Source organism: Rhodococcus sp. IEGM 1351, from assembly GCF_030056875.1.
GTDB classification, from domain to species: Bacteria; Actinomycetota; Actinomycetes; order Mycobacteriales; family Mycobacteriaceae; genus Rhodococcus_F; species Rhodococcus_F opacus.
The window spans coordinates 1-14,901 of record NZ_JASHKU010000059.1; the positions used below are offsets into that span (position 1 = coordinate 1).

A 14,901-nucleotide genomic window follows, 5' to 3' on the forward strand; every position below is an offset into this window, starting at 1 on the left:
TCACCCGACGAGGAGTCACGCGACGACGTCGTACACCACCTCCCTGGACTTGACCCCAGTCGATGAAGTCACTGATCCGGGCACTGGCGATTCGTTCTGCCGAGGGCGACCAGGCGATGTCCCCGGGTGCGCTCGCACCCACTTCCACGATCGCGTCCGTTCCGAAATTCACACTGAACCTTTCTTCCAGGCCTGGTCACTCAAAGGATGAAAACGCTGCGAAGCAGACGCATAGGACGCAGATGACGCATCGAGGACCCCTCCGTCAAGTGCCCTTGGCAGGCAGAGCGGCCATCAGCAGCCGTGGCTCTGCCGATACTCGGTCGGCGAGACCCCGAAGCAACGGCGGAACTCCCGGCCGAGGTGGCTGGGGTCGTAGAAGCACCACCGGTGAGCGATCTTTGCGATTGTCATGTTGGTGTGTACGAGCTCCTCGCGGACCGCGGCCAGCCGCCGAGAACGCACGACCGCGGTCATGGTGTCCCCGGTCAGCGAGAAGGCCCGGTGGATGGTTCGTGCCGAGACGCTGTGGGCGGCCGCAAGGTCCTCGATGTGGATCGGACCGCAACGAAGATTGCGGGTGATCCAGTCATCTATCTGCGCGCGCAAAGCAGCCAAATCCGATTTTTCTTTAACATGGCCACTCTGTACACGGATGACGCCGGCAGTCAGCGTCACCAGCGCCCCGCGGGTTGCCTCGACCTCTGAGGTATTCATGCCTGGCACCCGGCTCCACGCCTCGTCAAGGACCCTGAGCAGGACACCAGCCAACGGTCGGCCCTGCTCGACCACGAGGCAGGCAGGGATGTTGGCATCGCAACCGGCTGCCACCAGCACTGCCCGCGGCAGCGCTAGTGTGCGTTTCCTGAAGCGCTCCCGCACCGAGTCGCCGTCGCGGTCGGTCGCCAGGCCCACCATCGCGTTCACCACCGGGGCATCTGTGCCCTCGAAGGGAAGTCGCTCCTCGGCCCCGTTGTCTGCCACGACCTCGACGACATCTCGCTGAGGGTCTCGAGCCAGAAACAGCACCCCCTCCAAGGATGAGCAGTCCCAGTCCAAGATCTGGAGGTCACCGACGTCACGCGAACGGAAGCGACCCACGTCACCCCGCCTGTGGAGAGGTCGCACGGTCCTGGGCGCCGGAACATCGCGGACCGCAGTTTCCCAGCGGGCAACAGATCCAGCTGGCTCGAAGTCGAGGACATCGATTTCGGTGTCTACCGTCGCGGTCATCGGGACCTCCCAAGGCAATGGACTGCGTTCGATCTGTCTGAAACAGCGTGCTTGCCGACCATCGCGGGGCGCATCGTGTGAAAGACGTATCCCATTACCTATTCGCGCTCCGGCCCGACCGCTCCCGGTCGGACGTGAGCGTTAGTCTGGTCGGACCATGGCTTCACGGTCGGCGAACCAGCCGGATAACCTGCCCGCGGATCTGACGAGTTTCGTAGGCCGTCGATCCGAGACCCACGCTGTCCGACAGCTACTCTCCGCCGACCGGCTCGTTACGTTGACCGGGGTAGGCGGGGTCGGCAAAACCCGCCTCGCACTGCGGGTTGCCCGTGATATCCGCCGCGCGTTCCCGGACGGGGTTTGCCTGGTCGAACTGGCGTCCCTGAAAGACCCAGACCTGCTGCCGCACACGCTGATAGATGCACTCGGGATTCGCGAGCAGTCAGCCCCCGCCCCGTTGGTCCTCACCGACTACTTGCGCCCCCGGCACACCTTGTTGGTCCTCGACAACTGCGAGCACATACTCGAGGCAGCCGCGGACCTGGTGGACCGGCTGCTCCGGGCGGCGCCGAAACTGCGGATCCTCGCCACGAGCCGACAAGCGCTGATGATCGCCGGTGAGCATGTGTACCCGGTTCCGACGCTGCCGGTGCCCGACGTCGATGTCCGTCTCACTCCCGGCTCGGCGACGCAGTTCGCGGCTGTCAACCTGTTCGCCGCGCGGGCTGCTGCGGTAGTTCCCGGGTTCGAGATCACCCCTGACAATGAACACACGGTCATCCAGCTCTGTCAGCGGCTGGAGGGGATCCCGTTGGCGATCGAACTGGCAGCAGTACGGTTGCGCGTGCTCACCGTGGAAGAGCTCGCGCATCGCTTGCGCCGCCGGTTCGAGTTGCTACGCGAGGGCAGTCGTAACCTGCCGGAGCGGCATCAGACCCTCCAGGCACTGATCGACTGGAGCTACGAGCTGTGCACGCCAACGGAGCAAACCCTGTGGGCGCGTGCATCAGTGTTCGCTGGTGGGTTCGCCCTTGACGCGCTCGAGGCTGTCTGCTCGGACGAGCTCCTTCCCGCAGATACCCTTCTCGACACGGTGGCCGGGTTGACCGACAAATCGATCTTGATCCGAGGTGAGCAGGGCGGACGTGTCAGGTTCCGCATGTTGGAGACCATCCGGGAGTACGGTCAGGCTCGACTGAGAGAGGGCACGTCCGAAACGGCAGTGCAGCGCAAGCACCGGGATTGGTACTGGCGGCTCATCGAGAAGGCTGCTGCGGAGTGGTTCGGTCCGAGACAGGAGGACTGGGCGAACTTGCTGCGTGTGGAGCATCCGAACGTGCGTGCGGCGCTCGAATTCTGCCTCGCGCGGCCGGACGAGGTGCGCGTCGGACTCCGAATGGCGGGCCTGCCCTGGTTCCTCTGGATCGCGCTCGGCTTCATGCCCGAGGGCCGCCTGTGGCTGGACCGGGCCTTGGCGTTGGATCAGGAATCAAGTCCCGACCGGGTCTGGGCGCTCGGGACCGCCGCTCATATCGCTGTCTTCCAGGGCGATGAGACTGCTGCGGCTGCGCTGATCGACGCCGTCCAAGAGCTTGCTGTGCAACTCGACGAGCCGAAAGGCTTGGCTTACGCCGCCCATATGCGCGGTCTGCGCGCACTGGGCAGCGACTTGAGCGCTGCGATTCCACTGTTGGTTGAAGCGCTCGAGCGATATGGGTGTGCCGACGTACCCGCCGACTACCCCAACAGTGTGCGCCCTGCACTGACCATGGCGTACGTGCTGTCCGGCGAGCTTGACCGAGCCGCCGGGGTGGTCGAGGAGGCATACGAGCAGTGCGAGCAGGCCGGCGAGCGTTGGCTGTTGTCCTACGCCATGTGGGCGAAGGGATTCTTGAGGCTCCTCCAGGGCGAGCTCGAGCAGGCCGAAGCCTTCCTGTGCGAGGCGCTCCAGCTCAAGCGGTTCACCGAGGACAACCTGGGCTTGGCCTTCATCCTGGACGTTCTCGCCTGGACCGCCGCGGCGAGCGTCGATTCCGAGCGGGCCGCGGTGCTCCTAGGCGCCTCGGACCAGGTCTGGCAGACCGTTGGCGTCCCACTGTTCGGAGCGAAACACCTGCTCGCGCGGCGCGAACAGTTCGAAGACGTGGCTCGCCAGGCGATGGGCAACTCTCGCTTCGACACCGCGTTTGCCCGCGGAGGCCAGCTCACCGTGGAAGACATGCTGACCTTCGCCCTGCGGGAGCGCCGCGTCTCCCGCGTCGGGCCCCGACAGGCCGACAGCTTGCTGACACCTCGAGAGCGCGAGGTCGCGGACCTGGTGGCTCAAGGAATGTCGAGCAAGGACGTGGCGGCCAAGCTGGTCATCTCCCGACGCACCGTCGACGTACACATCGAGCACATCTTCGCCAAACTCGGGTTCAACTCTCGCACTCAGATCGCAACTTGGGTGGCGCAACAGGGCTCGAGACGCGACGGCGGATAGGTCGGCGGCACCTCGGCTCGGCAGAACATCCCACGATCCCGCAGCCGATGGCCCCACTCGAGGGCCGCCCGTACCGGTCTGTCCAGCGCGCCAGGACGGGCGCGGAGAGAATTCGCTCGCATTGACGAGCGTGCACTGTGCGCCGGCGAGCGCGCACACGCCCAACAGCATCCCAGCGACACCGGCGATCGCCAGCGCGAGCGGCCGCAGACTGAAGGCACCCCGTGTTCGGCAGGAAGGCGGTAGAACTCGAGCAGCACATCGGCGTGGTCGGCGAACTTGACAACCGCGTTCGGTACTTCGCGCCGTAGTCGACCTCGAACCTCTTGATCGCCACCTGCGCCTTGTTGATACCCTCGGCCATGTAGGTGTCCTTCAACGCCGCCAATGCGCCAGGATGAGCCGAATTCGGCATAGCAGCAAGCACATTGGCCGGACATGTTACCAGCTACGCTGCTTGCGGGTAGTAGGGAACACCTCTCGCAGCGCCTTCCAGAACCCCAGCGCCCGTGGCCGACCGCCAGAACCGGGGCGCTCACGCCGCGGCGGCGGCAGTCACGCAGCAGATCAGCCCACGACTCCGACGATTCCCGGTAACCGTCGGTCAACGCGACCAGCTCCTTGCGGCCGTCGGCCCGGACACCGATCCTCACCAGCAGGCACAGCTTCTACTGCTCGAGCCGGACTTTGAGGTGGATTCCGTCGACCGACAGGTACCCGTAGTAGGTGCCCGACAGGCACGCTGGCCGAAGGATTTGGCTTCGTCCTGCCACTGCGTCGTGAGGCGGGTTGCCGACGCCGCCGACAGGCCCGCGCCGGTGCCGAGGAACTGCTCCAACGCCGGCCGCAGTCACCCGAGGGCAGCCCGTGCAAGTACAACAGCGGCAGCACTTCGATCATCTGCGGCGACTTGCGCACCCCACGCGGGTAGGATTGCCGAGGAAATACGCTGCCGCTCATCCGTTTCCGGGTCCACACACTTGTCGTTGACCCGCGGCGCCCTCACCGTCACCGCGCCCGCCGCAGGCAGAACCTCCCGCTCGCCGTGATAGCCGTTGCGGACCACCATCCGATGCCCAGCTCGTCGACCTGGTCGGCGAGCTGGGCGACATAGGCGGCGACCTCGGCCTTCAACGCGGCGGCAAGCATCTGCCGGGCACCGCCACGGACGATCTCGTCCTGCAGCGACAGGAACGGCCCGGCCCCCTCATCGTCGGACTGCGTGTTCCGAACTCACCGAAATATGAAGGCGGACCTTCCCGCCAGCGTGGGCGCGCTGGCCGATCAAGACTTGATGGATACCAGGACCATCCGGGAAGGTACGCCCTTCCGGCTATCCACCGGTCTTGATAATTTCTCTGACCGAATCGTGGCAGATGTGTACTCCCGGTGGGCGTGCGCGTCCCTTTGAGCATGTGCTGCAGAACAATACAGTCTTCTCTAGTTCAAGTGCGCTATCTGGCCTAGGCGCCAGCCAGCCCGGAAATCCGGTACGGACCGCCAATCTCGTCAAAGGAGATGATTATGCCTCTGTGGAATGTTTATACCCCGGTAGGTGCCTTCACGGCTGATCAGAAGAAGGCATTTGCCAAGGACGTCACCGCGAAGTACATCGAGACCGTCGGTATCCCGGCGTTCTATGTCGTCGTGACCTTCCGGGAGCTGCCCGAGGAGGACTTCCTGGTCGGTGGCGAGCCCGTCGGCAACTTCATCCGAATCTTCGTCGACCACGTCGCCCGGCAAATGGACACGCCTGAACTCAGGAAGTGGGCAAGCGACGAATTCGAGAAGGCGCTGGTTCCCCATGTCAAGGATCGTGGATTCAACTGGGAGTGGCATATCGACGAGACCCCGCTCGACCTCTGGCAAGTCCAGGGCATTACCCCTCCTCCTCCGCTGTCCGAGGCAGAGCGGCTCTGGGCGAAGGAAAACCGTCCGGTCCCGTACGAAGCCACCGTCTGACCCGCTTCCCGGTACGCGACCGGTGCGGGTCCACGATGACCCCGCATGCATGTGCCCCGTGCACCCCTGGGCACAACAACAGCAACGCCATATGCGCGGTTACCGAAGTCGGACGTGGAGAAGCTCTGGGCCAAGGAGAACCGACCCATCCCGTAGGAGGTCGCTGCCCCGTGACTGAGGATCCCGGGGTACGGCGGCGCTGTGCCCCGCGGCCTTGTCGGTCCTCTCATCCCGCGGAGCTCCAACTGGCTCAGGACCGAAGCCTGCTCCAGATCACCAGCCAGAACGGCTGAGAGAGCTCGACATGACCGAGACGACAGCACCGCCGGGGACCGATGTCGTCCTCGCGCAGCGTCGGGGGAGTGTCCTGATCCTCACGCTGAACCGTCCCGACCGGCTCAATGCCTGGAACGAGGCCCTGGAGCAGCGCTACTACGCGCTACTCGACCAAGCCGACCTGGATCCGGAGGTGCGCGCTGTCGTGGTGACCGGAGCCGGCCGCGGGTTTTGCTCCGGTGCCGACATGGATGACCTCTCGGGGCTGGTGAAGTGCGGCGATTTCAGCACGTGGTGCGTCGTGACCCACCTCGCCGCCGCCCGCTGCTGTTCAGCAAGCCGCTTGTCGCAGCAATCAGCGGCGCAGCTGCCGGCCTTGGTCTCGTCGAGGCGTTGTACTGCGACGTTCGCTCCTCCACCCCGCAGGCAAAGCTCACCGCCGCGTTCTCCCGCCGTGGCCTTATCGGCGAGTACGGCATCACCTGGTTGTTGCCGCGCCTCGTGGGCCGGAGCCGCGCAATGGACATCTTGCTCTCCTCACGGGTCATCCTCGGCGAGGAGGCTCTTCAGCTGGGGCTGGTCGACCGGGTCGTCGCACCCGAGTTGCTGTTCGACGCGGCCGTCGCATACGCCGAGGAGCTGGCCAACTTCTGCTCGCTGGCCGCCATGTGGACGATCAAGGAAAGCTGCTTCGGAGCCAGGACAGCACGTTCGTCGAGGCGATCGAGGAGGGCAACCGGCTGATGCTCGACGCATTCAACGTCCCGGACTTCCGCGAGGGGCTCAAAAGCTATCTCGAGGGTCGGCCGCCAGCTTCTCCCGGCCTCGCCATTTCCTGACAACGGCCGTGGTGGGCGCCCCCAGTTCGGGGACGCCCCCTGTAGAACAAATACGCATACGCGTCGTCACCCCAGGAGGACCCATGCATGAAGCAGTCATCGTTTGCGCCGCCCGCTCGCCGATCGTGCGTGCTGGGAAGGGCTCGATGAAGGAGATCCGACCCGAGGAGCTGGCCACCCAGATGGTTCGGACGGCGCTCGCCGGGGTTCCCGAGCTAGTGGTGACGGACGGCAGTCTCTTCGGTCCGTCTACCGGCGAAGGCTGCGACCTAGGCCGCGAGGGCTGTTCGCGAACACTTCGTGCTTCATCTGACATCGACGACTCAGCTGCTCGCACGGTCGTCTCACCTCAGACGTCGAGGCAACTGCAGTCGCACGCGCCGCAGAATGACGCTGGCGGGGAAGGTTGGTGAGTTCCGGATGGACGACATCTCCTACGTGGAGCAGGACCACATCGGGCTGATCACGCTGGTGCGTCCTCGCGTGCACAACGCGCTGCGCCTCGAGACGTACGCCGAGCTCGCCGACGTCGTGCGCTCAACGACTGCTCGCGTGTTGGTCATCACGGGTGCTGGCGGGTCCTTCTGCTCCGGCGATGACGTACAGGAGGTCATGGGCGGCGGCGCAGGTCCGGCTCCGGCCTTCGATGCGGGTATCACGCCTGCTGCGGAAGCCCTGCTGTACACCGACGTGCCCGTCATCGCCGCCGTCAACGGGACCGCTGTGGGCTGGGGTATGGAGCTGGCCCTGCTTGCTGACATCCGCGTAGCCGCGAGACGCGCGCGGTTCGGTGAGCTGTTTGTGAAGCGAGGGTTGTGCAGCGACGTGGCGGGACTCGGGCGGCTGGCGCAGGTGGTCGGCCGCGAGCACGCCGCGGAGCTCCTGTTGACCGGCGAGCTGATCGATGCCGAGCGGGCCCTGCAGATGGGCCTCGTCAGCCGCGTCGTCGACGACGGCCTGGTGGTGCCGACAGCACTGGAGCTGGCCGGGAAGATCGCGGCGAACCCACCATTCGCCGTCGCTGCGACGAAGCAGGGTCTGAGGCGCGCAATGGATCCGGACTGGCACGAGCTCGGTGCATGGGTGACCACGACACACAAGATGCTGTTTGCGACAGAAGACCACCGCGAAGGTGTGCGGTCCTTCCTAGAGAAGCGTGAGCCGCGGTACGTCGGCCGATGATCGCCGCCACTGCTGCCGGCCTCCATGTGAGCGCGGGTCCGCAGTGACGAGGCTGACGTCGGCCTGTCCGACCGGTCGGCGACCAGGTACTTATCAGGGAGTGAGCCTTGTGAGATCCGTCAGCCGGTCGCCGGGGAACCGTCTCCGTGGTCAACCCTTCAGGGGCGAAGGCCAGCAACTGGTTCCGGATCTGTGGACATCGAGATTCGATGCGACGAGACATGCTGTGATGCAATCTCGTGCTGCATCGCGCGACCCCGCAGGTGCCCGAGTCCGGCATCGTCAACTTGAGTGATAGTCGCAGCGGCTCAGTCGGTTTGGGCTCGTCCCAGCCTGGACATTATTGGCTCGGTGCGTTGTTCAGGCAGCGGTGGCGGTCGCGGTGATTTCGCTCCACACCGCGAAGCGGCCTGTCATCTCGCGACGCCAGTCGGATGCCGACAACATGTGCCGCCGCATGCCGGAGAACGCGGACAGGAACCGTTGCGCCTGTCCGGGTGAGGCGAACCGCTTCCTCCGGCGCTCCCGTTGCCGAGTCGGCTGATGCGAGTTCTCGGCCCGATTGTTCAGATACTTCGACCGGCGATGTTCGACCGCGGCCAGCATCTCGCGGTGCGCCACCTGGTAGCTGGCCAGCTTGTCGGTCACGAGCACCCGCGGCACGTTCGGAGACCCTTGAGCAGCTTACGGAAGAACTGCTGGCAGCCTTAGCGTTTCGACGCGACGGGACGAGGATGTCGAGCACCACACCGTCCTGGTCGACCGCGCGCCACAAGTACATCCGCTCGCCGTTCATCGGGATGAACACTTCATCGAGGTGCCACTTATCGCCAGGGCGCGGCCTGCGGCGGCGCAGCTCATTGGAACAGGACTGGCCGAACTTCGCACCACTGCCGGATCGTCTCGTGCGAGACCACGACGCCGCGTTCGAACATCAGTGGCCGTCCTGACCCTCTGGTGGGCGATTAACGTTGTGGCAAAGCCGGGCACGGCCCTCCTCGTGTCAGTGTCGCCATCGCAATCAAGGCCTCTGGGCTGTGAAATCCGTAGGATCGCTTCGTCAGCGACCGCAGGTGGGTGTTGTTGGCCTCGACGCGGGCATTGGACAGGTTGTCTTCGATTGCGTTGAGGATCTCGCGCCGATAGCGAGCGATGCTCTTAGCCAAGCCTACAAGTTCCGGGATCTCACTGTCCTGGGCCATCTGCACCCACGCTCGCAGTCGTACCGAGGCTCTCTTCGTCGAGCCGGAATAGACATGTTGCAGTTGTTCTTTCATGACATAGCCTCGACACAGTTCACTGTTTCTATCTTCGAGGATCTTTGCTCGGACTGATATCTGCGCCGGGGGTGAGATTCTCGACGTTCTTCAACAATGCCCACCGCAGGTGCCGTCGATCCCGGTCGGTGAACCCTCACAACCGCGACAACACACGCGACCGCAGTCGGTCCAGAGCCCGCGTCATCCACTGAATCACATGAACCGGATCCATACACCGCTTCACCTGCGGCGCCCTACTGCGCACGGTCGAGGTGCTCAGTTTTGTTGGATTTTCGAGAAGTGCTGTTCGATATCCCTGAGCTGGTCAGTCACCTCGTCGAGCAGGGTCTTGAGCAGTTTGCCGAAGGTGGCAGAGCTGGTCGTCTTCAGCTCGGTGGCAACATCTTTGAGGGCCTGGATGTGGAGCGGTTCGGGGAGAAACGCTTTAATGCAGTGTCGATGCCGGTGCCGAGTGGTTTGTCTCGAAGAACCTTTCTGTGTGATCGGAAGGTCCTCGACGATCGTGTCACGCGCCTCTGGCCATTGACCTCACCGCAGCCGAGGACACGCCCGCGCCGCGGTCGAACGTGGCCGCCAGTTCGAAGTGTCCTCAACGCATGTCGATCGTCTGGCCCCCGCCCACACCGCCGTCGCGGCGAGCACTGCGTCACCCGCGACCACCGGCCCTATGCGACCGCGGCTTCGGTTGCCGATCGGCCAGGGTGTCAATGGTTGAACCGGTCGATGAGCCATTGCACAGCGGTCGGATTGTCGAGGAGAAGCCCGGTCGCATGCCCCGCGGCTCCGAGTTGCGGTAGCAGCGGGGGCGTGTCGAGGTGTGCGACGGTCACGTCGGCGCCGGCACCACGCCAGGCGTTCTCCAAAGCGTAGGTGTCCGCGGCTGGGGTGACGTCGTCGTTGATGTTCTGAGCGAGGAGAACGGGATCAGCGGGGGCTAGTTTGCCCAGGTTGAAGCTGTCGAGAACAGCCCGGATCGCGGAATTGGCTTGCAGTTCGTCGGTGATGGGTCGGCCACTGACCGTCAACGAGCTGGTGGGCTGATAGGCATGGAGTAGGGCGTTCACGTCGCATTCGGTTGCGGTGCGGTGCAGGAAGTCGATCCCGGTGGAGTTGAGCATCGTGGTGACCGCATCCGTGAATTCCGGGTGGCTGGCCAGCAGGCCGTTGAGGAAGAACCCGATCGCATCGGTGAGCGCTTTGCCGTCGAGGTTCGACAGGGTAGAGGCGACGTTCGCCGGCGGTGCGCCGACAACGGTGCCCGCGAGGTTGAGGTCGGGAGCGTAGCTGCGGGCGAGTTGGGCGGCGCCACCGGCTGCCGAGCCGCCTTGTGAGTATCCCCAAATTCCCACCGGCGCACGCGGTGTCGCCGCCCCGAAGCTAATGGCGGCGCGTGTTGCGTCAAGCACGGCGTGCGCTTCGGGTACCGGTTGCAGGTAAGTGTGTGCGCCCGGGGTGCCCAGGCCCTCATAGTCGGTGACCACGACGGTGATGCCGCGTGCCAGCAGCGACACGACGTCGAGAATGTATAGGTTGGGCATCGGGGTTCCGGCACCATCGGTAGTGATGCCGTCGGCGATCAGTTTCGAGGGGGCGCAATTGTCGCCGGCGCCGATGGTGCCGAAGGTATAGCTGACGAGGGGGCGTGGCCCGGACCCCGACCACGTCGCGGTCGGCTCCAAAATGGTACCGGTGACGGCGACCGGCGCGCCGACGGTGTCGGAGGAGAGATACATGATTCGGGTGGCGGACGCGGCCGGCACCAGAGCCGCCAACGGGGAACCACCCAGCGGACGGAAGGGTTCGCTGCGAATCAGATCCCCACTGTTACCGGCGGGCAGCGGATTCGGCGGAAGATAGAAATCTGCCGCGGCTGCGGTTAGCGGTTCCGCCACCACTTGTCCAGCCGACCCGAACATTGCCACCGCAGCGAGCGTGACTGCCGCGGCGGTCACGGCGCGGTAACGACGACGATTCATCCGAACTCTCCTAGGGATATTAGTGATGTGGATCATGACTCTGGCAATCCTCGCTGTAGCACCACCACCTCCCGAACGGGGATTGCGCGGATGAACGTCTGCTGAGCAAGCGATGGCGCCGCGGCTCCAGGTATGCCGCGATGAGGTCAGCATTTTCCGGTAGCTTTCGGGGATGAGATGGCAACGAATGCTGAGCATTCCGCGGCGTTCCCACCTGCAGAGCAGGAACAATCGGCGGAGTTGTTTCGCGTCGATCCGGGATTTCCCCGATGTGATTCCTGGCCGGAGGTTCAATCCAGCGCAGACAGTTGGGTGAGGAAGTCGTGGTGGTCGTAGTACACGGTGTAGTTCTTCACCCGACCTTCGGCGAGTGTCCAGAATTCCCCCAGGGTGATGTCGAGGGATCGCCCAGTCGGTGGGATGCTCGAGCCGTCCGGCAGCGGGAGGTCTTCCGTGTGCGTCCCGGTCACGTGCAGTTCGAAGGCGATCTCGTCGCCATCGACCACAACGCGGCGTGGTTGATGGCGGAGGTCGGGGAATGTCGCGAAGAACCCCGCCATCCACAGGCACACATAGGGGGCACCGACCTGGGTGAATCCAGGAGCGACAATCTCGCACTCGGGGTCGAGCATTGCTTCGACCCGATCGAAATCGTGCGCATCGACGCAAGTGAAGAAGCTGTGCACGTAGTCTGCAGTGATTGCGGGGGTGTCAATAGACATCGAGTCAGATCCTTAATGGTTGAACACGGTGATGTGTTGGTCAATAGTGTTTGAAACAAGTGGATAACGGCGTTTCGACGCAGCGCCGCGCCGCGCCGAGCGGGTGCGAACGCGGACTGGGCGGCCCCGTAACCACTCTGACTGCTCGTACGGATGGCCAGGGTGTGCACCGATGGGCCGGGGTCAGCGGTCCTGACCCCGGAAGAGCCCACTGCGGTCGATTCGAAGTGCGTGGGCGGTCCTGTTTTCCGACCGCCCACGCCTTGTCACACGCACACCCTCGAATCGTCAGATCACCGAGCATGTTTCCCGGTATCTTGTGCTCAGTCGAACACGATCACTGGTTTGATGACCGAACCCGCAGCGGCTGCCGCGAGCGCCTCGTTGATCTCGGGCAGTGTGTAGGTCTCGATCAGTTTGTCGAAGGGGAACTGTCCGTTCTTCCACAGATCGACCAACTGGGGGATGAACTGGTGGGGGTCGACGTCGCCTTCGATGACCCCGGTGAGCGTGCGACCGAGTAGAAGATGGCCTTGATCGATCACGACGTCGTTTTCGAGCCCCTGCAGTCCGAGGGTGGCGCAGATGCCTGGGGATCGCAGCACTGCCAGCGCCTGTTGCACGACGGACTCGAGCCCTACGGCGTCGACGCTGAAATCGACACCGTTGGCGCTGATGTCGGTGACCGCCCACGCGATGTCGTCGATCGCATTCGGGTCGAGGGTGTGGGTGGCGCCGAGTTCGGTGGCCAGGTTCAGACGTTCCGGATTCGGATCGATCGCGATGATCGGTGTGCAGCCGAGCGCTTTGGCCGCCATGAGAGCGCTGAGCCCGACCGCACCGAGACCGAACACGGCAATGCTCTGCCCAGGCTGAGGCCGCAGGACACTCATCACGGTGCCGGCCCCGGTTTGCAAGCTGCAGCCGAGGGGCCCCAACAATTGCAGGGGCAAGGATTCGTGGACCTTGACGGCGTTGCGTACGCTCGCGACGGCGTGGGTTCCGAATGAGGATTGGCCGAACCAGTTGCCGTGGACCGGTTCGCCGTCACGGCTCATGGTGGTCGAGCCGTCCAGGCGTGTGCCGAAGTAGTTCAGCGCCGCGAACAACTCACAGTAGGCCGGCCGACCCGAGGTGCATTGAGTGCATGTTCGGCAGGAGTCGAAGCTGACCACGACGTGGTCACCGGGTACGAGGGTCGTCACCTGGGCCCCGACCTCTTCGACGATCCCGGATGCTTCGTGTCCGACCACCGCCGGCAAGGGGAGCGGAACACCGCCACGCAGAGCGGTGAGGTCCGTGTGGCAGATCCCGACGCCGGCGACGCGGATCCGGATCTCGTCCTCGGCGAGCGGACCGACTTGTAGGTCGACAACCGTGAGCTTCTCGTCCGGCGCCTCGAACAGCGCGACACGTGCGTGGGTCATCGGTCCACCGCCGCCTGGGCCGCGGGCAGGACGAGGTCGTACACCTTGCGGTCGAGGGACCGCGAGAGGTCGACGTGGACGAACTTCTCCTCGGTGTACTCGTCGAGCGCGTGGGGTCCGAGTTCGCGGCCGTTTCCGCTCTGCTTGTGACCACCGAAGGGGTAGAGAGCGTTGACCATGTGCCAGTCGTTGATCCAGACGGTGCCCGACTCGATACGCGCCGCGACGTCGAGTGCAGCCTCGAGGTCTTCGCTCCACACCCCGGCCGACAGCCCGTACTCGGTGTCGTTGGCGATCGCGACGGCTTCGTCGATGGTGCGGTACTTCAGAACCGACAGGACGGGACCGAAGATCTCCTCGCGGGCGATGCGCATGTCGGGCGTGACATCGGTGAAGATGGTCGGGCGTACCCAGTGCCCCTGCTCGAATTGTGTTCCGGTGGGCGGTTCACCGCCGAACGCGAGGGTCGCGCCTTCCTTCTGGCCGATTTCGATGTAGTCGAGGATCCGGGCATGTTGCTCGGCGGAGATGACCGGACCGATGTCGGTGTCGAACTCCGAGGGGTCGCCGACCTTGATGGTCGCTGCCCGCTGCACCAGGCGGTCGACGAATTCGTCGTGCAGGCTCTCGGGCAGCAGCAGCCGGGTTCCCGACTCGCACGCCTGACCGGCGTAGAGGAAGCAGGCGAAGAGGGCACCGTCGACCGCGGAGGTGATGTCGGCGTCGGCGAGCACGATGTTCGGTCCCTTGCCGCCGAGTTCGAGGGTGACCTTCTTGATGTTCTCCGCGGCAAGCTTGCTGATCTCCCGGCCGACCGCCGTCGAGCCGGTGAAGGCGATTTTGCGTACGTCCGGGTGGGCGGCAAGACGGGCTCCGACTTCTTCGCCGGCGCCGGTGACGATGTTGAGGACACCTTTTGGCAGCCCGGCCCGTTCTGCCGACTTGGCCAGTTCGAGCAGGGTGAGCGGGGTCTTCTCGTCGGGCTTGAGCACGATGGTGTTGCCGGCCGCCAGAGCGGGACCGAGTTTCCACACAGCGAGCAGCAGCGGGAAGTTCCACGGCACGATGCCGCCGACCACACCGATCGGTTCCCGGCGCACGATCCCGGATGCCAGTGTGGGGTAGGACAATTGCGGACCGGATCGTTCGAATTCGTAGGTGCGGGCCAGGTCGGCGAAGTACTGCAGGTGTGAGATCGAATACCCGACGTGGAAGGCCATTGCCTGGCGGATGGTGACGCCGTTCTCCTTGACGTGCAGAGCGACCAGTTCGTCCATGCGCTCGGACAGGTCGGCGACCATCGCCGACAGGATGTCGGCGCGTTCGTCCGGCGTCTTCGAGCGCCACTCGCCCCGGGCGTGGGCGGCTTTGGCTGCGGCGACCGCCTGGTCGAGGTTCTCGACGGAGCCGCGTGCGGCGGTGGCGACCAGTTCGCCGTTCGCGGGGTCGATGATGTCGAACGTGCGGGGCGCTCCTCACCTTTGTGTGGGTAGTTTGGGGTCGATTCCTCCGAGGTTCAGGT

Annotated in this window: 10 protein-coding genes and 4 pseudogenes; 5 read left to right on the top strand and 9 right to left on the bottom strand. The window is 64.6% G+C overall.

Annotated features, from left to right (window positions below; genetic code table 11):
* Positions 1–294 precede the first annotated feature (294 nt).
* The gene (locus QM806_RS40365; RefSeq protein WP_283294999.1) at positions 295–1,233 is read right to left on the bottom strand and encodes a helix-turn-helix transcriptional regulator; all 939 of its coding nucleotides are present in this window, start codon (positions 1,231–1,233) and stop codon (positions 295–297) included.
* A gap of 457 nt (positions 1,234–1,690) precedes the next feature.
* On the opposite strand from QM806_RS40365, the gene QM806_RS40370 reads away from it, so the two are divergent.
* Positions 1,691–3,715: an ATP-binding protein gene (locus QM806_RS40370; RefSeq protein ID WP_265146063.1), complete on the top strand. Its 2,025-nt coding sequence runs from the start codon at positions 1,691–1,693 to the stop codon at positions 3,713–3,715.
* Positions 3,716–3,933: 218 nt separating this feature from the next.
* Here the strand turns inward: QM806_RS40370 and QM806_RS40375 are convergent.
* Positions 3,934–4,906 (bottom strand): annotated as a pseudogene (locus QM806_RS40375) (IS256 family transposase); the annotation flags it as partial.
* A 333-nt stretch (positions 4,907–5,239) separates the two neighbouring features.
* Between QM806_RS40375 and QM806_RS40380 the strand changes: the two are divergent.
* From QM806_RS40380 to QM806_RS40395, 4 genes and pseudogenes are all read left to right on the top strand, one after another.
* Positions 5,240–5,677, top strand: coding sequence for a tautomerase family protein (locus QM806_RS40380; protein ID WP_120660980.1), 438 nt, complete (start codon positions 5,240–5,242; stop codon positions 5,675–5,677).
* A gap of 304 nt (positions 5,678–5,981) precedes the next feature.
* Positions 5,982–6,158 (top strand): annotated as a pseudogene (locus tag QM806_RS40385) (enoyl-CoA hydratase); the annotation flags it as partial.
* 86 nt (positions 6,159–6,244) lie between these two features.
* The gene (locus tag QM806_RS40390; protein WP_259465728.1) at positions 6,245–6,697 is read left to right on the top strand and encodes an enoyl-CoA hydratase-related protein; all 453 of its coding nucleotides are present in this window, start codon (positions 6,245–6,247) and stop codon (positions 6,695–6,697) included.
* Positions 6,698–7,212: 515 nt separating this feature from the next.
* Positions 7,213–7,974 carry an enoyl-CoA hydratase/isomerase family protein gene (locus QM806_RS40395; RefSeq protein WP_120661469.1) on the top strand — a complete coding sequence of 254 codons (762 nt, stop codon included), beginning with the start codon at positions 7,213–7,215 and terminating at the stop codon, positions 7,972–7,974.
* A gap of 360 nt (positions 7,975–8,334) precedes the next feature.
* Here QM806_RS40395 and QM806_RS40400 read toward each other — a convergent pair.
* The 7 genes and pseudogenes from QM806_RS40400 to QM806_RS40425 form a co-directional block, all read right to left on the bottom strand.
* Positions 8,335–8,912: pseudogene (locus tag QM806_RS40400) on the bottom strand (IS6 family transposase); the annotation flags it as partial.
* A gap of 27 nt (positions 8,913–8,939) precedes the next feature.
* On the bottom strand, positions 8,940–9,329 hold the full coding sequence (locus QM806_RS40405; protein WP_346842882.1) for a transposase: 390 nt from the start codon (positions 9,327–9,329) through the stop codon (positions 8,940–8,942).
* A 58-nt stretch (positions 9,330–9,387) separates the two neighbouring features.
* Positions 9,388–9,498: a transposase gene (locus QM806_RS42015; RefSeq protein WP_080606268.1), complete on the bottom strand. Its 111-nt coding sequence runs from the start codon at positions 9,496–9,498 to the stop codon at positions 9,388–9,390.
* A gap of 460 nt (positions 9,499–9,958) precedes the next feature.
* Positions 9,959–11,230, bottom strand: a complete 1,272-nt coding sequence (locus QM806_RS40410; protein WP_206032981.1) for a lipase family protein — start codon at positions 11,228–11,230, stop codon at positions 9,959–9,961.
* Between the two features lie 290 nt (positions 11,231–11,520).
* The gene (locus tag QM806_RS40415; RefSeq protein ID WP_005262674.1) at positions 11,521–11,952 is read right to left on the bottom strand and encodes an ester cyclase; all 432 of its coding nucleotides are present in this window, start codon (positions 11,950–11,952) and stop codon (positions 11,521–11,523) included.
* A gap of 323 nt (positions 11,953–12,275) precedes the next feature.
* Entirely contained in the window at positions 12,276–13,379 is a 1,104-nt protein-coding gene (locus QM806_RS40420) for an NAD(P)-dependent alcohol dehydrogenase (RefSeq protein WP_167119203.1), read from the bottom strand.
* Positions 13,376–14,845 (bottom strand): annotated as a pseudogene (locus tag QM806_RS40425) (aldehyde dehydrogenase family protein); the annotation flags it as partial. The pseudogene QM806_RS40425 and the gene QM806_RS40420, both read right to left, overlap by 4 nt.
* Positions 14,846–14,901 lie beyond the last annotated feature (56 nt).